General features: G+C 72.0%; 18 protein-coding genes and 1 pseudogene. 10 read left to right on the top strand and 9 right to left on the bottom strand.

All coding sequences use genetic code 11. The annotated features are described in order from the left end of the window. Window positions 1-62 precede the first annotated feature (62 nt). From RYJ27_RS12420 to RYJ27_RS12405, 4 genes are all read left to right on the top strand, one after another. On the top strand, window positions 63-827 hold the full coding sequence (locus tag RYJ27_RS12420; protein WP_330170605.1) for a 3-oxoacid CoA-transferase subunit A: 765 nt from the start codon (window positions 63-65) through the stop codon (window positions 825-827). Continuing rightward, window positions 824-1,468, top strand: a complete 645-nt coding sequence (locus RYJ27_RS12415) for a 3-oxoacid CoA-transferase subunit B (RefSeq protein WP_330170604.1) — start codon at window positions 824-826, stop codon at window positions 1,466-1,468. The genes RYJ27_RS12420 and RYJ27_RS12415 overlap by 4 nt, the downstream gene beginning before the upstream one ends. Before the next feature lie 55 nt (window positions 1,469-1,523). Further along, entirely contained in the window at window positions 1,524-2,693 is a 1,170-nt protein-coding gene (locus tag RYJ27_RS12410) for a thiolase family protein (protein WP_330170603.1), read from the top strand. Between the two features lie 98 nt (window positions 2,694-2,791). Next, on the top strand, window positions 2,792-4,498 hold the full coding sequence (locus tag RYJ27_RS12405) for a glycerol-3-phosphate dehydrogenase/oxidase (protein WP_330170602.1): 1,707 nt from the start codon (window positions 2,792-2,794) through the stop codon (window positions 4,496-4,498). Between the two features lie 49 nt (window positions 4,499-4,547). On the opposite strand, the gene glpK is transcribed toward RYJ27_RS12405, so the two are convergent. Both glpK and RYJ27_RS12395 read right to left on the bottom strand, forming a co-directional pair. Next, complete coding sequence (glpK, locus tag RYJ27_RS12400; RefSeq protein ID WP_330170601.1) at window positions 4,548-6,056, bottom strand: glycerol kinase GlpK; 1,509 nt, start codon at window positions 6,054-6,056, stop codon at window positions 4,548-4,550. Window positions 6,057-6,153: 97 nt separating this feature from the next. After that, the gene (locus RYJ27_RS12395; RefSeq protein WP_330170600.1) at window positions 6,154-7,122 is read right to left on the bottom strand and encodes a sugar-binding transcriptional regulator; all 969 of its coding nucleotides are present in this window, start codon (window positions 7,120-7,122) and stop codon (window positions 6,154-6,156) included. Between the two features lie 73 nt (window positions 7,123-7,195). On the opposite strand from RYJ27_RS12395, the gene RYJ27_RS12390 reads away from it, so the two are divergent. Then, window positions 7,196-7,987, top strand: a complete 792-nt coding sequence (locus tag RYJ27_RS12390; protein WP_330170599.1) for an IclR family transcriptional regulator domain-containing protein — start codon at window positions 7,196-7,198, stop codon at window positions 7,985-7,987. A 13-nt stretch (window positions 7,988-8,000) separates the two neighbouring features. On the opposite strand, the pseudogene RYJ27_RS12385 reads toward RYJ27_RS12390, so the two are convergent. From RYJ27_RS12385 to RYJ27_RS12375, 3 genes and pseudogenes are all read right to left on the bottom strand, one after another. Further along, window positions 8,001-9,278 (bottom strand): annotated as a pseudogene (locus RYJ27_RS12385) (peptide MFS transporter); the annotation flags it as partial. 12 nt (window positions 9,279-9,290) lie between these two features. Continuing rightward, window positions 9,291-10,730, bottom strand: coding sequence for an MFS transporter (locus tag RYJ27_RS12380; RefSeq protein WP_330170598.1), 1,440 nt, complete (start codon window positions 10,728-10,730; stop codon window positions 9,291-9,293). Window positions 10,731-10,778: 48 nt separating this feature from the next. Then, a complete protein-coding gene (locus RYJ27_RS12375; RefSeq protein WP_330170597.1) occupies window positions 10,779-12,098 on the bottom strand; it encodes a condensation domain-containing protein in 1,320 nt (439 codons plus the stop codon). Between the two features lie 51 nt (window positions 12,099-12,149). Here RYJ27_RS12375 and RYJ27_RS12370 point away from each other — a divergent pair, with 51 nt between their 5' ends. Together RYJ27_RS12370 and RYJ27_RS12365 are read left to right on the top strand one after the other, a co-directional pair. After that, window positions 12,150-12,929, top strand: a complete 780-nt coding sequence (locus tag RYJ27_RS12370; protein WP_330170596.1) for an alpha/beta fold hydrolase — start codon at window positions 12,150-12,152, stop codon at window positions 12,927-12,929. Window positions 12,930-12,964: 35 nt separating this feature from the next. Next, on the top strand, window positions 12,965-13,660 hold the full coding sequence (locus RYJ27_RS12365; protein ID WP_330170595.1) for a GNAT family N-acetyltransferase: 696 nt from the start codon (window positions 12,965-12,967) through the stop codon (window positions 13,658-13,660). Here the strand turns inward: RYJ27_RS12365 and RYJ27_RS12360 are convergent. Next, window positions 13,633-13,902: a hypothetical protein gene (locus RYJ27_RS12360; protein WP_330170594.1), complete on the bottom strand. Its 270-nt coding sequence runs from the start codon at window positions 13,900-13,902 to the stop codon at window positions 13,633-13,635. The two genes, RYJ27_RS12365 and RYJ27_RS12360, sit on opposite strands and share 28 nt — an antisense overlap. Before the next feature lie 260 nt (window positions 13,903-14,162). On the opposite strand from RYJ27_RS12360, the gene RYJ27_RS12355 reads away from it, so the two are divergent. Then, window positions 14,163-15,548 (top strand): glycine--tRNA ligase, encoded by a 1,386-nt coding sequence (locus RYJ27_RS12355; RefSeq protein WP_330170593.1) that lies wholly within the window; start codon window positions 14,163-14,165, stop codon window positions 15,546-15,548. A 35-nt stretch (window positions 15,549-15,583) separates the two neighbouring features. Here RYJ27_RS12355 and RYJ27_RS12350 read toward each other — a convergent pair whose 3' ends face one another. From RYJ27_RS12350 to RYJ27_RS12340, 3 genes are read right to left on the bottom strand one after another with little or no spacing between them, the layout of a single operon-like run. Next, window positions 15,584-16,012: a DUF1801 domain-containing protein gene (locus RYJ27_RS12350; RefSeq protein ID WP_330170592.1), complete on the bottom strand. Its 429-nt coding sequence runs from the start codon at window positions 16,010-16,012 to the stop codon at window positions 15,584-15,586. Further along, on the bottom strand, window positions 16,009-16,590 hold the full coding sequence (locus tag RYJ27_RS12345) for an HhH-GPD-type base excision DNA repair protein (RefSeq protein WP_330170591.1): 582 nt from the start codon (window positions 16,588-16,590) through the stop codon (window positions 16,009-16,011). The genes RYJ27_RS12350 and RYJ27_RS12345 overlap by 4 nt, the downstream gene beginning before the upstream one ends. A 59-nt stretch (window positions 16,591-16,649) precedes the next feature. Beyond that, on the bottom strand, window positions 16,650-18,008 hold the full coding sequence (locus RYJ27_RS12340) for a glutamyl-tRNA reductase (RefSeq protein ID WP_330170590.1): 1,359 nt from the start codon (window positions 18,006-18,008) through the stop codon (window positions 16,650-16,652). A 100-nt stretch (window positions 18,009-18,108) separates the two neighbouring features. On the opposite strand from RYJ27_RS12340, the gene hemE reads away from it, so the two are divergent. Both hemE and RYJ27_RS12330 read left to right on the top strand, forming a co-directional pair. Continuing rightward, a complete protein-coding gene (gene hemE / locus RYJ27_RS12335) occupies window positions 18,109-19,152 on the top strand; it encodes a uroporphyrinogen decarboxylase (protein ID WP_330170589.1) in 1,044 nt (347 codons plus the stop codon). Continuing rightward, a complete protein-coding gene (locus RYJ27_RS12330; RefSeq protein WP_330170588.1) occupies window positions 19,149-20,651 on the top strand; it encodes a protoporphyrinogen/coproporphyrinogen oxidase in 1,503 nt (500 codons plus the stop codon). Before hemE ends, RYJ27_RS12330 begins: the two co-directional genes overlap by 4 nt. Window positions 20,652-20,695 lie beyond the last annotated feature (44 nt).

Raw genomic sequence — 20,695 nt, 5'->3', positions numbered from 1 at the left:
GCGGTAGAATGATCGCAGAGCGCACTTGCGTTCGCATAGCGAACACTTGGTGAGGAGAGCGCGTGATCGACAAATCCGTACCCACCGTCGCAGACGCGGTCGGCGACATCCCCGACGGGGCGACCGTCATGATCGGGGGGTTCGGGCGCGCCGGCCAGCCGGTCGAGCTGATCGACGCCCTCATCGCCCACGGCGCCCGCGACCTCACGATCGTGAACAACAACGCAGGCAACGGGGACACCGGGCTCGCCGCGCTGCTGGCCAACAAGCAGGTGCGCAAGATCGTCTGCTCGTTCCCGCGCCAGAGCGACTCCTGGGTCTTCGACGGCCTCTACCGCGACGGGGAGATCGAGCTCGAGCTCGTTCCCCAGGGCAATCTCGCCGAGCGTATTCGCGCGGCGGGCGCCGGGATCGGCGCCTTCTTCTCGCCCACGGGCGTGGGCACCGAGCTCGCCGAGGGCAAGGAGGAGCGCGAGATCGACGGGCGTCGCTACGTGCTCGAGTACCCGATCCGCGCCGACTACGCGCTGATCAGCGCGCTCTCGGGCGACCGCTGGGGCAACCTCGTCTACCGCGAGACGGCCCGCAACTTCGGCCCGATCATGGCGGCGGCCGCGACGACGACGATCGCGCAGGTCGATCAGGTCGTGCCGCTCGGTTCGCTCTCCCCCGAGTCCGTCGTCACCCCCGGCATCTTCGTCGACCGCGTCGTCGCGGTCGGGGAGCGCGCCTGGCTGCGGGACGGCGAGTTCGTCGGCGGCGTCGACATCGAAGGGCGCCGGCTGGCGGATGCCGCGGCATCCACCACCGAGGGGGGTCGGCAGTGAGCACCCGCATCTCGCGCCAGGAGCTGGCGCAGCGCATCGCGGCGGACATCCCCGAGGGCGCCTACGTGAACCTCGGCATCGGCGCGCCGACCCTCGTCGCGAACTACCTGCCCGAGGGTCTCGAGATCATCCTGCACACGGAGAACGGGCTGCTCGGGATGGGACCGGCCCCCGCCGAGGGGATGATCGATCCCGACCTCATCAACGCCGGGAAGCAGCCCGTCACGGCGCTGCCCGGGGCCGCCTACTTCCACCACGCCGACTCCTTCGGGATGATGCGCGGCGGCCACCTCGACGTGTGCGTGCTGGGCGCCTTCCAGGTCTCGCAGTCGGGCGATCTCGCCAACTGGTCGACGGGTGCGCCGGGCGCGATCCCCGCCGTGGGCGGCGCGATGGATCTCGCGATCGGCGCGAAGGACGTCTACGTCATGACCGACCTGCTCACGAAGCAGGGCGAATCCAAGCTCGTCGAGGCGTGCACCTACCCGCTGACGGGCGTGGGATGCGTCAGCCGGGTCTATACCGACCACGCGGTGTTCGACGTCACCCCCGACGGCTTCGCCCTGCGCGAGGCGTTCGGGGAGAACACCGTCGAGTCCCTGCAGGAGCTGACGGGGCTCAGGCTCGCGCCCGCCCGGTGAGCGAGCCGCAGGGCGACCGCCGCGACAGGGCTCCAACCACACGAGAGGTACCGACATGACCGCATCCGTCATCTACGACGCCGTCCGCACGCCTTTCGGCCGGGCAGGAGGTGCCCTCGCCGGCGTGCGGCCCGACGACCTCGCCGCGCTCGTCATGAAGGCGACGCTCGAGCGCAGCGGGGTCGACCCCGCCCGCATCGACGACGTGATCTTCGGCGACGCCAACCAGGCGGGCGAGGACAACCGCAACGTCGCCCGCTTCGGGGCTCTCCTCGCGGGGTTCCCCACGTCCGTGACGGGCGTGACCGTCAACCGCCTGTGCGCCTCGAGCGTCGAGGCCGTGATCCAGGCGTCGCGGGCGATCGAGTCGGGCGACGCCGACCTCGTCCTCGCCGGCGGCGTGGAGTCGATGAGCCGTGCGCCCTACGTCGTCGAGAAGTCGCCGAAGCCGTGGCCGGGTGTGGGCAATCAGACGATGTGGAACACCTCGATCGGCTGGCGCATGATCAACAAGGCGCTGCCCTCGCACTGGACGATCAGCAACGGGGAGTCGGCGGAGAAGATCGCGGGCGAGTGGGGCATCTCCCGGCAGGCGCAGGACGAGTTCGCGGTGCGCTCGCACCGACTCGCGGCGCAGGCGTGGGCCGACGGTGTCTACGACGGCGAGATCGTGCAGGTGCCGGGTGCGGAGCTGGCGCGCGACGAGGGGATCCGCGGCGACACGTCGGTGGAGAAGCTGGCGGGGCTCAAGGCCCTGTTCGCCGCCGACGGCACCGTCACGGCGGGCAACTCGTCGTCGATCAACGACGGCGCATCGGCCGTGCTGGTTGGGGCCGAGGGTGCTCTGGATGCCGAGCCCCTCGCCCGGATCACGGGTCGCGCGGCGCACGGCGTCGATCCCGATCAGTTCCCGATCGCCCCGATCGAGGCCGCGAACAAGGCCCTCGCGCGAGCGGGAAGGACCTGGGCCGACGTGGATCTCGTCGAGCTGAACGAGGCCTTCGCCTCGCAGAGCCTCGCGTGCCTGGCGGGCTGGCCCGAACTCGACCCCGAGAAGCTCAACATCCACGGAGGGGCGCTCGCGATCGGGCACCCGCTCGGAGCCTCCGGTGGCCGCATCATCGGGCACGCGGCGCACGAGCTCGCGCGCCGTGGTGGCGGCGTCGCGGTCGCCGCGATCTGCATCGGGGTGGGCCAGGGGCTGGCGGTCGTCCTCGAGCGCTGAGCCGACCACCGCGAGCCGCAAGCGATCTGCACGTGTGTGCAGATCGCTTGCGCATTGTTGCTCGGCGCGTGATCCTGGCCTGTGGAAAGGACTGACACATGGCTGATCCACGCCCGGATGTCGCGACCGCGTTCGCCGACCCGGACTACGACGTTCTCATCATCGGAGGCGGCATAAACGGCCTCGCGACCTTCCGCGATCTCGCGATGCAGGGAGTCCGCGTCCTTCTGGTGGAGCGGGGCGATCTCGCCTCGGGCGCGAGCGCGGCGTCGAGCCACATGATCCACGGCGGCATCCGCTACCTGGAGAACGGCGAGTTCCGCCTCGTGCGCGAATCCGTTCGGGAGCGCAACGCGCTGCTACGCACGGCGCCCCACCATGTGTCCCCCCTTCGCACCACGATTCCGATCACGACGGTGTTCTCAGGGCTCTTCGCCGCCCCGCTGCGCTTCCTCACGCACACGCAGGGCACGCCGAAGGCCCGCGGTGCCCTCCTGATCAAGGTCGGCCTGACCATCTACGACCTCTTCTCGCGCGACGGCGGCGCAGTGCCGCGCCATCGGTTCCTCGGGAAGAAGGCGTCTCGCGAGGAGCTTCCCCGCCTGGCGGAGAACTTCCGTTTCACCGCGACCTACTACGACGCGTCGCTGCGCGACCCCGAGCGCCTGGCGCTGGATGTCGCGCTCGATGCGGAGAGCCACGAGGGCGCGACCGCGCTCACGTACGTCGAGGCGGTCGGCGCGGCGCCGAACGGGGTGATCGTGCGCGACCTCCTGACCGGACGCGAGCAGACGATCGCCGCGCGAGTCATCGTGAACGCCGCGGGCCCCTGGCTCGACCTCACGAACGCCGCACTGGGTCGCGAGAGCGCACTGACCGGCGGCACGAAGGGCTCGCACATCGTGCTCGACCACCCGGAGCTGCTGGCCGCCACCGGCGGACGGGAGATCTTCTTCGAGCACGACGACGGCCGCATCGTCCTGGTGTATCCGCTCAAGGACCGCGTGCTCGTCGGCACGACCGACATCGACGCGGACCCGGCCGAACCCGCCGTGTGCACCGAGGAGGAGGTCGACTACTTCTTCGACCTCATCGCGCAGGTCTTCCCCGACATCGCGGTGGACCGGTCGCACATCGTCTTCCGGTTCTCCGGCATCCGCCCCCTGCCCCGCCATGACGACCTCGCCCCCGGCTTCGTCTCGCGGGACTACCGCATCGTCGACGCCGAGGGTCCGGGAGCACCCATGCTCGACCTCGTCGGCGGCAAGTGGACGACCTTCCGCGCCCTTGGCGAACACCTCGCCGATCGCACGCTCGCCCTCATCGGACGTGAGCGGGTCGTGTCCACCGACGGCCTGGCCATCGGCGGCGGGCGGGACTTCCCCTCGCCGGCGGAGGCCGATGCCTGGATCCGCCGCGAGCTGGCCGGGTTCTCGCCGGAGCGGGGCAGGGTGCTCCTCGAGCGCTACGGCACCCGCGCGCGGGACGTCGCCCGGTACATCGCCGAGGTGGAGCCGGATGACGAGGCCATCGCGGGCCCGCTCCTGTCGACCGCCGAGGTGGCTTACATGGTGTCGCAGGAGAAGGTCGTCCACGCGACCGATGTCGTGCTGCGCCGTACGGACCTCGCCTTCACGGGCCACCTCACGGGCGAGGTGCTCGAGCAGGTCCTCTCGGCCCTCGTCGAGGCGGCCGGCTGGGACGACGCCCGCGTCGAGGCGGAACGAGCCCTCGCGATCACCGAGCTGCGCGAGCGGCACGGCGTCACGCTGACGCGCGCCGGAGCCCGCCAGCGCACCCGCTGAGCGCGGACGGAGTAGGGCCGACCGCGGCTCGGCCCTACTCCGTCCGGGGTTACGGCTCCTGCCGTTCCCAGTCCAGGGTGCGCGACACGGCATCCTGCCAGCGCTCGCGGAGGCGGGCCCGCTCCTCGGGCGTCGTCGTGCTCTCCCACCGGCGGTCCTCGCGCCAGAGCGACTCGAGCTCCTCCAGGCCCGACCAGAACCCGACCGCGAGCCCCGCGGCGAAGGCGGCGCCGAGCGCACTGGTCTCCGACACGCTCGGGCGGACCACCGGGATGCCGAGACAGTCGGCCTGCATCTGCATCAGAAGGTCGTTCTGCACCATCCCGCCGTCGACCCGCAGCTGCGTGATCGGCGTTCCCATATCGGCGTTCGCCGCGCCGACGACCTCGAGGGTCTGCATCGCGACGGCCTCTAGGGCTGCTCGGGCGATGTGCCGGCGGTCGGCGAACCGCGTGAGGCCGAGGATGGCGCCGCGCGCATCGGGACGCCAGTGGGGGGCGTAGAGGCCGGAGAAGGCCGGCACGATCACGACCCCGCCGCTGTCGTCGACGGACGCCGCCAGCGCCTCGACCGCGGGTGCGCTGTCGATGATGCCGAGGTTGTCGCGCAGCCACTGGATGAGGGAGCCCGTGACCGCGATCGAGCCTTCGAGGGCGTACGCGGCGGGATCGTCGCCCAGCCGGTAGGCCACGGTGCTCAGCAGGCCGTTCTCGGAGCGGACGGGCGCGTCGCCCGTGTTGACCACGAGGAAGTTCCCCGTGCCGTAGGTGCTCTTGCTCGCGCCGGGTGTGAAGGCCGCCTGGCCGAAGGTCGCCGCCTGCTGATCGCCCATGATCCCCGCGACCGGGACATGCCGCAGCAGGCTCGACGGCTCGATCTCGGCGTACACCTCGGAGGAGGACCGGATCTCGGGGAGGACCGACGCCGGGATGCCGAAGGCGTCGAGCAGCTCGGGATGCCACTGCAGCGACGCCAGGTCGAGCAGCAGGGTGCGGCTGGCGTTGGTCACGTCCGTCGCGTGCGTCCCGCCGTCCGGGCCTCCCGTGAGGTTCCAGAGGAGCCAGGTGTCGGTGGTGCCGAAGGCGAGGTGGCCCGCGTCGGCCAGCTCCCGCGCGCCGGCGACGTTCTCGAGCATCCAGGCGATCTTCGTCGCGGAGAAGTAGGACGCCAGGGGCAGCCCGGTGAGATCGCGGAAGCGGTCACGCCCGCCGTCCTCCGCCATGCGGTCGACGAGCGGCTGCGTACGGGTGTCCTGCCAGACGATGGCGTTGTGGATGGGCTCGCCCGAGCGCTTGTCCCACAGCACGGTCGTCTCGCGCTGGTTGGTGATCCCGACGGCCGCGATGTCGTGCCGCGTGATGTCGGCGCGGGCGAGCGCCACGCCGATCACCTCCTGCGTGTTGTGCCAGATCTCCATGGCGTCGTGCTCGACCCACCCGGCGCGGGGAAAGATCTGCCGGTGCTCCAGCTGACCGGAGGACACGACGCGCCCGCGGCGGTCGAACACGATCGCGCGGGTGCTCGTGGTTCCCTGGTCGAGGGCGAGGATGAAGGACATCGGCAACTCCTTTGTCGGTGAAGCGTCGCGACGGCGAGACCTCTGCTTACGTTACGGAGGGCGGACGCATGCGTGCCACCCCGTGCACGAACGTGCGTCAGGGGGTTGCGAGGAGGCGCCGCGCCGAGCCCTCGTCGATGACGAGGTCGGTGATCAGGCGGGCGTTGAGGGCGCCGCGCAGGCTGGGCAGCTTCTGCTCGCCGGCGACGACGCAGACGCGGCGCGCCACGCGGCGCAGTTCGTCGAACGCCGGACCGGTGGCGCGCTGGTTGAGCTCGATGTCCTGCCAGCTGCCGTCGACGCGGTAGAACACCGTCGCGACATCGCCCACGACCTCGTCCCGGTCGAGGCTCGCGAAGTCGCCGTCGTCGAGGTACCCGCCGATGTACACCTGGCTCGGGACCTCGGCGAACGGCGAGCCCAGGCCGAACAGGGCGACGTCCATGCGGGACTGGATGTCCAGCACGCGTCGCGTGCTGCGCTCGCGCCACACGGCATCTTTCGTCGCGGGGTCGTCGAAGAACGCCGGTACCGGGAAGTGCTGCACCTTGGCGCCGTAGGCCTCGCCGAATCGGCGCAGGATCTCGCTCGTGACATCGATCCCGGTGGTCAGGTAGCTGCCGGCGCCGTTCATCTGCACGACGGTGACGTTGTGCGTGTCCTTCGCGGCGAGGTGGCGGCTGATCGCGCTCACGGTCGATCCCCACGCGATGCCGAGGGTCATGTTCGAGTCGATGAACCGGGCGAGGATGCGCGCCGCGGTCAGCGCCACCCGCTCCAGCCGGTCGACGTCGCTGACGTCGGGCGGCGTCGGCACGAGGTGCACGGCCACGCCGTAGCGAGCGGAGAGGTCGCGCTCGGTGTGGGAGGTGGCGTCGAACGGCGAGCGGATCTGGATGTCGACGAGTCCGCTCTGCCGAGCGTGGCTGAGCAGCCGCGAGACGGTCGATCGAGAGGTGTGCAGCTCCCTCGCGATCGCCTCCATCGTGAGGTCCTGCATGTAGTACATCTGCGCGGCTCGGAGCGCCCCGCGCGTGCGCTCGTCATCCCGCTCGGCATCGACCATGGAACGCCCCTTCGTGCATCGATGGTGGTCATTGTTTCAGTTCGCGCGCCGCCGCGGCGGTAGGGTGGGCGCGATGGAGGAGCCAGGGGCGCGGGCGGATGCCGGGGCATCCGGGGAGTTCGTCCAGTCGCTCGCGCGCGGGCTCGCCGTGATCCGCGCCTTCGACGCCGGGCATCCCGAGCTGAGTCTCAGCGATGTCGCGCGCCGCACGGGGCTCACGCGCGCGGCCGCGCGCCGATTCCTGCTGACGCTCGAGTCGTTGGGCTACGTGCGCAGCGACGACCGGACCTTCGCCCTCACCCCGCGCGTGCTCGAGCTCGGCTTCAGCTACCTGTCGTCGCTGACGCTGCCGGAGATCGTGCAGCCGCACCTCGAGCGGCTGTCGCGCGAGGTGGACGAGAGCGTGTCGGCGGGCGTGCTGGATGGCACCGACATCGTGTACGTCGCGCGGGTGCCCACGCGACGGATCATGAGCGTCCGCATCACGATCGGCACCCGCTTCCCCGCGTACGCGACGAGCATGGGCCGTGCGCTGCTCGCGGGCCTTCCCGACGAGACCGCGTCCTCGGTGATCGAATCGACCCCGCTGCGCGCCATCACCTCCCGCACGATCGTCGACGAGGGGACGCTTCGCGCCGAACTCGCGCGCATCCGCGAGCAGGGGTGGGCGCTGGTGGACGGCGAGCTCGAGCCGGGGCTGCGTTCGATCGCCGTGCCGTTGCACGACCGCGCGGGGACCGTCGTCGCGGCGATCAACGTGTCGATGAGCGCGAGCAGCGGCGACGCCGGACAGCAGGCTGCCCGCTACACCCCGGCGCTGCTGCGTACGGGGGCGGCGATCGACGCCGAACTGCGCCTGGTCTGAAGCGGGCCCTCGGTCACCGGACGCCGCGCATGAGGGCCAGCACCGGCTTCACCGAGGCCAGCAGGGCGAGCCCCACCACGATCGCGATGGCGCCGAGGATCGAGAAGTAGGGGACCTCGTTCGTCGGGTCGTAGAACTTCGCCAGCTCGCCCGCGATCGCCGTGCCGAGGGCGACCGAGAGGAAGAACAGGGCCACCATCTGGGTGTGGAACGCCTCCGGGGCGAGCTTGGTGGCGACCGACAGCCCGACGGGGGAGAGCAGCAGCTCCGCCACCGTGAAGACGAACAGGATGCCGACGATCGCGAGCAGGGGCGTCGAGTTGGGTCCGCCGCCCGCGAACGGCAGGAACGCCAGGAACGCGAGTCCCATGATCACCGCGGCGAGCGCGAACTTCACGGGGGTCGAGGGCTGCCGGCGCCCGAGCTTCAGCCACAGGGCGGCGAACGCCCCCGACAGCAGGATGATGAAGATCGGATTGATGGACTGCACCCAGGACACCGGCATCTCCCACCCGAGGATGTCGCGGTCGAGTTTCTGATCGGAGTAGATCGTCACGACGGTGAACTGCTGCTGGTAGAGCGACCAGAACGCGACGCTCGTGATGAAGAGCGGGATGAAGCCGACGACGCGCGACCGCTCGACGGCGGTGATCCGGCTGCTGGCGAGGATCACGACGAAGTAGGCGATGGTGGCGAGGAGGGTCACGGCGATGACGACCGTGGCGAGGTTCTCGGCGCGGATCCAGCCGAGGAGCACCGCGACGGCGATCGCCGCGACCCCCGCGAGCCCGATGCCGATCACGACGCCGTAGCGGCCGCGGGGCAACGGGTTGGGCACCCGGCGCGCCTCGGCGGGAAGCTGCTTCCGGCCGAAGGAGTACTGGATGAGTCCGAGCGCCATCCCCACGGCGGCCAGGCCGAAGCCCCAGTGGAATCCGAGCGTCGTCTGCAGCAGCCCCGTCAGCAGGGGTCCGGCGAACGCGCCGAGGTTGATCCCCAGGTAGAAGAGCGAGAAGCCCGAGTCTCGGCGGGGGTCGTCGGCGGAGTAGAGGGTGCCGACGACGGATGTCGCGTTGGCCTTGAGCCCTCCGGAGCCCACCGCGACGAGCACGAGACCGACGCCCACCCCGAGGAAGCCGGGGAGCAGGGCGAGGGCGATGTGACCCGCCATGATGACGATCGCGCTCGCGAAGAGCACGCGCTCCGATCCGAACAGCCGGTCGGCGAGCCAGGCGCCGAGGATCGTCGAGAGGTACACGGCGCCGCCGTAGGCCAGGGTAGCGCCGGATGCCGCGCGGCACGCCTAACGGGGGATCGACGCGTGCCGCATGGGCGCCGGGTGGCGCGGGATGAAGAACGTCAGCACGAGCGCGACGACGGCGGCGGAGCCCGCGATCCAGAAGCCCAGCTGGAAGGCCGCGGGCGTGGGGACGGCGACCCCCTCGAACGGTTGCGACATCGCTGCCAGGACGCCGCCGAGCACCGCCGCCGCACTGCTCGTGCCGACCGAGCGGAACAGCGCGTTCAGGCCGTTGGATGCCCCGGTCTCCTCCACGGGCACGGCGCGCATGATCAGCATCGGCATGGCCGCGAAGCTCAACCCGATCCCCACGCCGACGAGGCAGTTCGCGACGACGAGATGCCAGACCTCGTGGGAGAGGACGAGCACGAAGGCGTACGCCGACACGACCGAGAGCGCCCCGAGGGTGAACAGCAGCCGCGGCCCGAACACCCGCGAGAGCCAGCCCGCTGCGGGCGAGATCACCATCATGATGAGCCCCGAGGGCATCACGACGAGGGCGGCGCCGATCAGGGAGAGCCCGAACCCGGCTCCCGATCCGACCGGGAGCTCGAGCATCTGGGGGAAGAGGATGTTCGAGCCGAACAGTGCGAAACCCATGCCGATCGAGGCGATGTTGGTCAGCAGCACGGGGCGCCGGCCGGCCACCCGCAGATCCAGCAGCGGCTCCGGCGTGCGCAGCTGGTACCACCCCCAGACCAGGAGCACGGCGACGCCGCCCAGGCCGCAGGCGACGGTGGTGGGCGATGCCCAGCCCCATTCGCCGCCGCGCGAGACGGCGAGCAGGATGCCGGTCAGGCCCAGCGCCAGCCCCGCGGCCCCCACGTAGTCGAACCGGCCGGGGTATCGCAGCACGCTCACCGGCACGATCCACAGCACGAGCGCGAAGACCGCGGCGCCGAGCCCCGCGGCGACCCAGAACAGGGCGTGCCAGTCGGCGCGCTCGGTGATCAGCGCGCTCACGGGCAGCCCGATCGCTCCGCCGACGCCCATCGTGGCGCTGATGAGGGCCACCGCCGTGCCGAGGTGGTCCTGGTGCAGCACGTCGCGCAGGATCGCGATGCCGAGCGGCACGACGCCGGTCACGGCGCCCTGCAGGGCGCGCCCGATGATGACGCCCACGATCGAGGTGGACAGGGCCGCGATCGCCGACCCCAGGACGAGCAGGGCGAGCAGCACCAGGACGATGCGGCGCTTGCCGTACATGTCGCCCAGGCGACCCGAGATCGGGGTCGCCACGGCGGCGGTCAGCAGCGTCGCGGTGACGACCCACGCGGTGTCTTCGCGGGGTGCGTCGAGGAGCGCGGGCAGCGCCGACTGGATCGGCACGACGAGGGTGAACATGAACGATGCGCACAGTCCGCCGAGCGCGAGCACGGCGACGATGACCCACTGCGGGGTCTGCCGGGTGAGGCGAAGCCTGTCTTCCTCATCCGAACCCACGGCCTCAGGCTATCGGCGCACTCTCCCGGGCCGGGCTGGCGTCCCCGGTCAGTGGGACGGATGCCGCACGGGTGCGACACGCTCGCGCAGTCCCGCCTGCACGGCATCCAGCCACCGGCCCACGCTCGTCCGCGCCTGAGCGGTGTCGGGGTAGCGGCACCGCAGGTGGAGTCCGCTCTCGTTGACGATGAACCAGATCATGACGCCGTCCGTACGCACCCTGGCGGAGACGTACTGGATGCGCAGGCCCGGCGGTACGGCGGGCAGCCGCCGCGTGTCGAGCCACGAGATCGCGAACATGCCGGGGCGGGCGGGCATGCCCCCATAGGGGGCGAGGATCGGCTGGAGCGGATGAGACCCGAGGGCGAGAGCCTCCCGGACCGCCGCGGCGGCGGCCCGGGGGTCGGCGTCGGCGCACTCGATGACCGAGTTGGTGATGTACCAGCCGACGGAGTCGAGCCAGCGGGGCTCATGGCGGCTGTGCACGGGGAAGACCGCGCGCAGCGGGGCGTCGCAGAGCGTCGCGGTGACATCCGTCAGGACGGAGACGCCGAGCGCGCTGGCGCGCACCCCTGCCTCGGAGGCCGCGGCCTCGAACGCCGCGGCCTCCGAGGCATCCAGCACGTCGCGCACCTCGACGACCTCTTCGCGGGGCCGGCTCACGTCGCCGAGCGGCAGCGGGAACGTCGGCATCGCCCCGTCGCCGGCGCGGAGGATGTCCTCCCAACGCCCGTGGATCTCCTCCGGTGCGGAGGGGAGCTGCGCGAGATGGCCGGTGTGTTCGGCGAACGACGCCGGCGGGGCGGGTGCGGGCTCGGGTTCGACGTCGGGCTCGATCCGGAGCTCGGTGAGGAGGTCGCGCACCAGGACGAGGAGCGACCACATATCGACGTGCGAGTGGTCCGCCGCGATCACGATGGTGGGGCGTCGTCGACGATCGGCGGGCCGGAGCACGCAGAGGCGGTGAGACGGCGCGCCGAAGGGGTGGCACCGGTCATCCAGCGCGCGTCGGAGCACGTCGCGGGGCGCGGAGCCGCCGTCGGCGCGGTGCTCGACCCACTCGCCGGGCTCGGTCGCCCTCTCCTCGAGGATCAGGCCTCCGTCCGCATCCCGCGAGAAGACGGTGCGGAGCGTGCCGTGGCGTGCCACGACGCGGTCCCACGCCGTGGCGAGATCCTCCCTGCTCGGCGACCCGTCGGGCTCGAAGGCGACGGCCATCCACGAGCCGTCCCTCTCGCCCTCGCCGACGTGGCGCTGCTGGTCGAACGAGATGGGAAGGCGACGGATCGCGGCGCCCGAGACGCGCACGCCGTAGCTGGAGAGACGCCCCTCGGGAAGGGTCATCTGGGTGACGTTCGTCAGGCGCATAGCGGCGTAGTCTAGGGGCCCCCGATCTCGCGCAGATGTCCCGGAGGTGCCGTGCCCGTTCTCGAGATCGACGACGCGAGGATCGACTACGACATCGCGGGGGATGCCGGTCCGCTCGTGGTCCAGCTGCACGGCCTGACCTCCAGCCGGGACCGGGACGCCCAGCTGGGACTCGACCTCGGGCGAGCGCTGCGGGGCCATCGCGTGCTCCGTTTCGACGCGCGCGCGCACGGCAACTCCTCCGGCACCCTCCGGGCGCAGGACTACGGCTGGGACAGCCTCGCCGGCGACCTCCTCGCGCTGCTCGACCACGTCGCACCCGGGGAGCGCGTGCACGGAGTGGGGCCGTCGATGGGAACGGGCACGCTTCTGCATGCGGCGGTGCGCGACCCGCGGCGCTTCGCGAGCCTCACCCTCGTCGTCCCCCCGACGGCGTGGGGGTCGCGGCGCGCGCAGGCCCAGACCTATCTCGACGGCGCGGACCTCGTGGAGCGGGAGGGCATCGGCGCCTTCCACGAACAGGGCAGCACGGCGCCCGTTCCGCCGGCGCTCGCGGATGCGCCGCTGACCCGACCGAGCGTGGACGAGCGCCTGCTGCCCACCGTGCTGCGAGGCGCGGCGGCGACGGACTTCCCGCCCAAGCGGCTGATCGAGCAGATCGCCGTGCCGACGCTCATCCTCGCCTGGAGCGGCGATCGCACGCACCCGCTGAAGACGGCGAACAAGCTGCACGAGCTGATCCCGCGCAGCCGGGTCGTGATCGCGCGCTCGCCGTACGGCGTGATGGCGTGGCCGGGGCTGTTCGCCGAGCACGTCACGACGTCGGCATGACGCCGGCGGCCCCGGCATCCGTGCAGACTGGTGGCATGCGAGAGATCCGCGAGCTGACCGAGATGGACGAGATGACCGAGGCCTCGGTCATGATCCGGCGCATCTGGGGCGGCGATCGCGACGTCATGCCGGCGTCGGTGCTGCGTGCCCTGCAGCACTCGGGCAACTACGTCGTTGGCGTGTTCGACGACGGCGAGATGGTCGGGGCGTCCGTCGGCTTCTTCGGCGCGCCCGCGCGTCGAGCGATGCACTCCCACATCACGGGCGTCGCGCCCGAACGGCAGGGGCAGGGCTGGGGGCGGATGCTGAAGAACCACCAGAAGGAATGGGCGTTCGCCCGCGAGGTCGGTCACATCACCTGGACCTTCGACCCGCTCGGGGCGCGCAACGCCCACTTCAATCTGCGCGTGCTCGGCACCCGCGCGATCGAGTACCTGCCCAACCACTACGGCGCGCTGCGGGGCGGCATCGAGAGCGGCGACGAGACCGACCGGCTGATGGTCGCGTGGGCGCTCGCGGCGCCTCCCGCCCCGACGCCCGACGACGCCGACGTCGTCGCCTCGGTGCAGATCCCACGAGACATCGAGGCGGTGCGCGCCGAGGATCCCGAGGATGCCGCGCGGTGGCGCGTCCGCGTGCGCGAGGCCATCCTCGGGCATCTGTCGGAGGGCCTCGTCATCGGCGGATTCGACGACGAGCGCGGCTACCTGTTCGTCCGCCCGCGCGTCTGACGGGAGGGCCACGCGCGTGCGTCCGGGCGGTGCCCCGCGAAGGCGACGGCGAACAGGAAGCTCACGACGAACGACATCGTGACGATCTCGCCGCCGTCCTCGAGCGCCGTCATCGGGGCGTCGAAGACGAGGTACTCGAGGAAGAGGGCGGTCGTCCCCATCTCCGGGAACGCGTCGAGGGCGGCCCAGCCTGCGCGCTCATGCAGCTGCAGGCCGTCGTCGGCGGCGAAGACGATGCACACGAGCGCCCACGCCGCGGCGAGCCACGAGCTCGCGTGCCCCTTCGGCCGCCCGGAGACAGGAGGAGCGCCCGGCGCAGGACGTTTCGCGCGGCATCCTCCTGTCTCGGGCTGTTCGCCTGTTCCCGGTGGGCGGCGGTGCGCGGCGCCGGGGGCGTCGGGCGGCGCCCGGGATGACCGCGACTAGGATCGAGGGGATGCCGCGGCCTCGCTGCGCCGCTCGGTGTCCGCGCCCCCAGCCCCCACCTGCCTCTGGAGCCACCGTGGCCGAACAGTCTCGCCTCGACAAAGTGATCGCCCTCGCCCGCCACCGCGGGTTCGTCTTCCAGGCGGGCGAGATCTACGGCGGATCCCGCTCGGCGTGGGACTACGGCCCCCTCGGCACGGAGCTGAAGGAGAACATCCGCCGCCAGTGGTGGCAGACCTTCGTGCGCGGCCGGGGCGACATGGTCGGCCTCGACTCGTCGATCATCCTCCCCAAGCGCGTGTGGGAGGCATCCGGTCACGTCGCGACGTTCACCGACCCGCTCGTGGAGTGCCTGCAGTGCCACAAGCGGTTCCGCGCCGACAACCTCATCGAGGACTTCGAGGCCCGCAAGGGTCGCCCCGCCGAGAACGGTCTCGCCGACATCCCGTGCCCCAACTGCGGCACGAAGGGCCAGTACACCGAGCCCAAGGCGTTCTCGGGCCTGGTCAAGGCGTACCTCGGCGTCGTCGACGACGAGACGGGCTTGCACTACCTCCGCCCCGAGACGGCGCAGGGCATCTTCGTGAACTTCGCGAACGTCCTCACCGCCTCGCGCAAGAAGCCGCCGTTCGGCATCGGCCAGGTGGGCAAGTCGTTCCGCAACGAGATCACCCCCGGCAACTTCATCTTTCGCACGCGGGAGTTCGAGCAGATGGAGATCGAGTTCTTCACCCCGCCGGAGGATGCCGGTCAGTGGTTCGAGTCCTGGGTCGAGGACTGCTGGAACTGGTTCGTCGACCTCGGCGTGAACCCCGACAACATGCGGCGCTACGACGTTCCCGTCGAAGACCGCGCGCACTACTCGGCCGGAACCATCGATGTGGAGTACCGCTTCGGCTTCCCCGGCAAGGAGTGGGGCGAGCTCATGGGCATCGCCAACCGCACCGACTACGACCTCACGAGCCACTCCGAGGCATCCGGTCAGAGCCTTTCGTACTTCGACCAGGCGACGGGCGAGCGCTACACGCCGTACGTGATCGAGCCGTCGTTCGGTCTGACCCGCGCCATGATGGCGTTCCTCGTCGACGCCTACCGCGAGGAGGAGGTGCCGAACGCGAAGGGCGGCACCGACACGCGCACGGTGCTGGCGCTCGACCCGCGCCTCGCGCCCGTCAAGGTCGCGGTGCTGCCGCTCTCGCGCAACGAGAGGCTCTCGCCCGTTGCGAGGGAGGTCGCGGCCGAGCTGCGCGGGGACTGGAACATCGATTTCGACGACGCCGGCGCGATCGGGCGCCGCTACCGCCGCCAGGACGAGATCGGCACGCCCTTCTGCGTGACCGTCGACTTCGACACCCTCGAGGACCGCGCCGTCACGGTGCGCGACCGCGACACGATGGCGCAGGAGCGGGTGCCCCTGGACGGGCTGCACGCGCACCTCGCCGAGCGTCTCCGCGGCGCCTGACCCGCGGCGCCTCACCGGCCGAGGGCCGTCGCGCCTCAGGCGGTGACGGTCAGCTGCGCGTACTCTCCGTCGCCGCCCGCCGCGACGAAGCCGTGCGAGCGGACGAGGATGCGGCGCAGGGTCTCTCGGTCGACCGCGCCGACGTCCTTGAGGTAGAGGCATCCGACCCCGGTGGAGTGCGGGCCGAGGTCGGCCAGGTCTTCCCGGTGCGCGGCGATGCCGTCGAGCAGGTACAGCGTGCACGCCTGCTTGCGGGGCGCCAGGCCGATGACGGGGGAGTCGCCCTCCGTCCCCGTCGGGTACCGGTAGTGGCACGAGCCGAAGCCGATGACCGTGCCCCACATCGCGGGCTCCTGCCCGCTGACCTCGCGGAGGAGGTCGACGAGCGTCTCGGCGTCTCGGCGGCGTGCGGCCGGGGTGATCTTTGCGAGGAAGGCGTCGACGTCGCCACCGGTGAGTTTCATCCCTCGCCCTTCGCGCGCGCGGCCGCCTGCTTCATGGCCTTCTTGTACTCGCGCACCTTGGCGAGCGACATCGGGCTGGTGATGTCCGCGACGGAGCGGTACGCACCCGCGTCCCCGTAGGGGGTGGATGCCTGACGCCAGCCCTCACCCGTGTAGCCGCACTGCTTGCCCAGCAGTGCGAGGAAGATCTTCGCCTTCTGCTCGCCGAACCCCGGCAGGGCCTTCAGGCGCCGCAGCACCTCGCGGCCGTTGGGGTGGTCGCGCGTCCAGATGGCTGAGGCATCCCCGCCCCACTCCTCGGCGATGGCGGCGCAGAGCGCCTGTACCCGCGCCGCCATGGCTCCCGGGAACCGGTGGACGGACGGCGTCTGCGAGAAGGCCGCGGCGAACTGCTCGGGATCGTACGAGGCGATGGCCGCCGCATCGAGCCCGCCGATGCGATCGCGGATCTTCGCGGGCCCTGAGAAGGCCGTCTCCATGGTGATCTGCTGGTCGAGCAGCATGCCGATGATCAAAGCGAGGGGATCGTTCGTGAGCAGCTCGTCCGCATCGGCATCGCCGGTGATATGGAGCGTCATCACCCCAGTCTCGCACTCGGGGCCCCCGCGGCATACCCCGTCGGTCGGGGTAATGCGGTTCAGGCGGTGGCTGAGTCGGCCTGTGCGGCCGCCCGCTCGGCCTCCTGTGCGGGCACCTCGATGCCGAAGAGGGCGCCGAGCGCCGCGACGTATTCGTCGGCGCGCCCTTGCGCTGCCAGGTCGTGCGCCCGCGCGGTCGGAGTGTGCAGGAGCCGACCGACGAGGTGACGCAGGGCCTGCTCCGTGCGGCCGTCGTCGTCGCGTGTGCGAACGCGCGAGATCTCGTCGTCGAGCACGCCGAACACGTGCTGGCGGAGCGCCACGACCGCCGGGGCGAGCGACTGGCGCTCGCCCGCCTGCGTGAAGCGGCGGGCGGCGGCGCGCACGATCTCGCGCGCGGCGTCGGTGGCCTGCAGCTCCTCGAGGGGCGCGTGCAGGCGGATGGTCTCGAGGTCGAGCAGGTCGACGTCGGACACGGTTGCGACATCGGGGTCGACGTTGCGCGGCAGGCCCAGGTCGATGACGAGGCTGCGGCCGCCGCCGTAGGCCGAGCCGCCCATCGGGCATCCGGATGCCGCGGCCTCGCCGATGCGCGGAAGGTCCAGGTCGAGCTCGGAGCGACCCTGGCGCAGCACTCCCGCGTCGAGCACGTGGTGGTCGGCGGTCGTGCAGGTGATGATGAGGTCGGATGCCGCGGCGGTGCGCGGGTAGGCGGCGTCGTCCGTCCACACCAGACCGTGCTTCGTCGCGAACTTCTGCGCCCGGCCCGACGGCGAGTAGACCGTGATGTCGTCCGCCCCGCGGTCGCGTAGCGCGGCGAGCGTGGCGGCGGCGTAGGCGCCCGTGCCCACGAGCAGCACGCGCAGCGCCGCCCAGTCGGTCACGCGGCTGTCGGCGAGGTCGAGGGACAGCCGGACGAGCGAGCGGCCGGCCCGGCCGAGCGCGGTGGAGTTCTTCACGCCGCGCTGGGCTTCGCTCGCGCGCTGGAAGAGGCGCTCGAGCTCGCCGGATGACGTGCCGAGCTTGCGGGCGTCGCCTAGCGCACGGCGCACCTGACCCGCGATCTCGCCCTCGCCCACGACGACCGACTCGAGCCCGGAGGCGACGGCGAAGAGGTGTTCGGCGACGTCGGCTCCGGCCACGACGGAGTAGGACCCGTCGAACTCCGCGGCGGTCACGCCGGTGGCGGCCTCGACGGCGAGCAGCGCCGCCTCGACGCCCACGGCGCCCGCGGCGGTGACCGGCTCGTCCATGTCGACGTACGCTTCGAAGCGGTTGCAGGTCGCGAGCACGACGGCACCGCGCACGCACTCGTCATGCTCCGCGATGAGCGGAGCGATGTCGGTCGTGTGTACGCTCAGCCGCTCCAGGAGATCGAAGCCGGCGGTCTTATGACTCGCCGTGACGCACAGCAACACGTCTCCAGTTTACCCGGTGCGGGAGGGAGCTCGCTGAGGTCGCTCGTGGTCGAGACATCCGGCGGGATTCGACCCGGGGCCGGATGGGAGAATGAAGCCCATGCCCCTCTCCGAAACTCCGCTGCTGCGCGCCCTCCGCGGCGACCGTCCCGACACCGCACCGGTGTGGTTCATGCGCCAAGCGGGGCGCTCGCTGCCGGAGTATCGCGAGCTGCGCGTCGGCACGCGCATGCTCGACGCGTGCCTCGATCCGGCTCTCGCCGCCGAGATCACGCTGCAGCCGGTGCGCAGGCACGGCGTGGACGCCGCCATCTTCTTCAGCGACATCGTCGTGCCTCTGCGCCTGGCGGGTGTGGCGGTGGAGATCGAGCCCGGCCGGGGTCCCGTCTTCGCCGATCCGGTGCGCACGGCCTCCGACGTCGTCGCGCTCACCTCCATCGACCCCGCGGAGGTCGCGGCGGCGTCGCAGCCCATCCGCGACGCCGTGGCGATCATCGCCGCCGAGCTCGGCGAGCGCACGCCGCTCATCGGCTTCGCGGGCGCGCCCTTCACGCTCGCGGCGTACCTCGTCGAGGGCGGCCCGTCCAAGGAGCACCTGCGGGCGCGGGCGATGATGCACGCCGACCCGGAGTCGTGGCATCGCCTCGCGGGGTGGCTCGCGCGGGTCGCGAGCGAGTTCCTGGCCGTGCAGGCGGATGCCGGGGCATCCGCCGTTCAGCTCTTCGACTCCTGGGCGGGCTCGCTCTCGCGCGAGGACTACCGCACCTTCGTCGCGCCGCACTCGCGCGCGGCGCTCGAGGACGCGCGCGGCAGGGTTCCGATCATCCACTTCGGCGTCGGGACCGGCCCGATCCTGCCCGATATGCGCCTCGGCGGGATCGCCGACGCCGTCGGCGCCGACTGGCGGACCCCGCTCGACGAGGCGGCGCAGCTGCTGGGCCCCGACGTGACGGTGCAGGGGAACATCGATCCCGCGCTCCTGCGGGCCCCGTGGCTCGTGCTCGAGGCCCACGTGCTCGACGTGCTGCGTCGCGGGCGCGCGGCGCGGGCGCACATCGTGAACCTCGGTCACGGCGTTCCGCCCGACACGGATCCGGCGGTCCTCACCCGCATCGTCGAGCTCATCCACTCGGGTCGCGCGTGAGCGGCTCCCCCGGCGGGGCGGTCGGCCTGCGGGAGCGTGCGGCCGCGACGCGCGTCGTCGTGATCGGAGGGGGCGTGGCCGGGCTCGTGGCCGCCCTCGAATGCGCGAAGGTCGGCCTGACGGTGACCGTGCTCGAGGAGGGCGCCGCGCCGGGCGGTGCCGTCCGCCGCGCGGACGTCGGCGGGCTCGCGCTCGATGTGGGGGCGGAGAGCTACGCCACGCGCGGCGGCCACGTGCGGGCACTGATCGACGAGCTCGGCATCGGCGATCGCGTCGTCGCCCCGGCGGGCGGTCGCGCCTGGCTCGCCGGCATCCCCGGCGTGGGGGCGGCACCGATGCCCGCGGGCGGGGTGCTCGGCATCCCGGAGAATCCGTTCGCGCCCGACGTGCGGCGCGTCATCGGCTGGCCGGGAGCGTGGCGCGCGTACGTCGACCGCCTGCGTCCCGTCCTGACGATCGGACACGAGCACAGCCTCGCGACCCTGGTGCGCTCCCGCATGGGCGCCCGCGTGCTCGACCGCCTCGTGGCCCCCGTCGTGCAGGGCGTCTACTCGGCACGCCCCGAAGACATCGACGTGGATGCCGCGGCGCCGGGCCTCAACGCCGCGCTGACACGGGCGGGATCGCTGAGCGGCGCGGTGGCGGCCCTGCGCGGCGGAAAGCCCGCCGCGGCCCCCGGCGCCGCCGTCAACGGGCTCGAGGGAGGGATGTCGACCCTCGTCGATGCGCTCGTGCGACGGCTGGGCGAGCTCGACGTCGAGCTGCGGACGAACAGCGAGGCCGTGGCGTTCGAACGCGCCCAGGGCGGCTGGCGGGTCGACGTCGCGGAGAGGACGGTGCGGGACGCCGAGGCGCCTGACGCCGATTCCCTCGGCTCCGACCCCTCTTCGCTGTTCGCCGACGTCGTCGTCGTGGCGGTGCCCGAGGACGCCGCTCGGCGGTTGCTCGCCCCCGTCGTGCCGGAGCTGCCCGCGGCGGGCGAGCGCCCGGCGCCCGTCGTCGAGGTCGTGACTCTCGTCGTCGACGCACCGGCGCTGGATGACGCGCCCCGCGGAAGCGGGGTGCTGTGCGTTCCGGGCGCCCACACGGCCAAGGCGCTCACCCATGTGACGGCGAAGTGGCCGTGGGTCGCGGCGGCCGCGGGGGCGGGCAGGCACGTCGTACGGGTGTCGTTCGGTGCGCAGGGGGAGGCCCCCGCGACCGCCGCCCTGGACGAGGACGGGGCCGCGCGGCTGGCGCTCGCCGAGGCATCCGCGCTGCTCGGGGTGGATCTGCCGGCGTCGGTGCTCGTCGCCGCGCGACGGGAGCGATACGAGCAGAGCCAGCCCGCGTCGGTGATCGGCCAGGCCGACGCCGCGGCCCGCGCGCGCGCCGCGGTCGGCGAGCACGAGGGGCTGGGCGTCGTGGGGGCGTGGATCGCCGGAACGGGCCTGGCTCAGGTGATTCCCGACGCCGTCGCCGAGGCCGATCGGCTGCGCCACGGCGCACTCTGGGCCTGAAACCCGCGTGTGTCAAGGGTGGATGCCGAAATCGGCATACGGGT

The sequence above is a fragment of the Microbacterium limosum genome (assembly GCF_036324365.1).
In the GTDB taxonomy this organism is placed as follows: domain Bacteria; phylum Actinomycetota; class Actinomycetes; order Actinomycetales; family Microbacteriaceae; genus Microbacterium; species Microbacterium limosum.
Note: the sequence above shows the minus strand (reverse complement) of the source record. Positions and strands in the feature narration are given on the sequence as shown.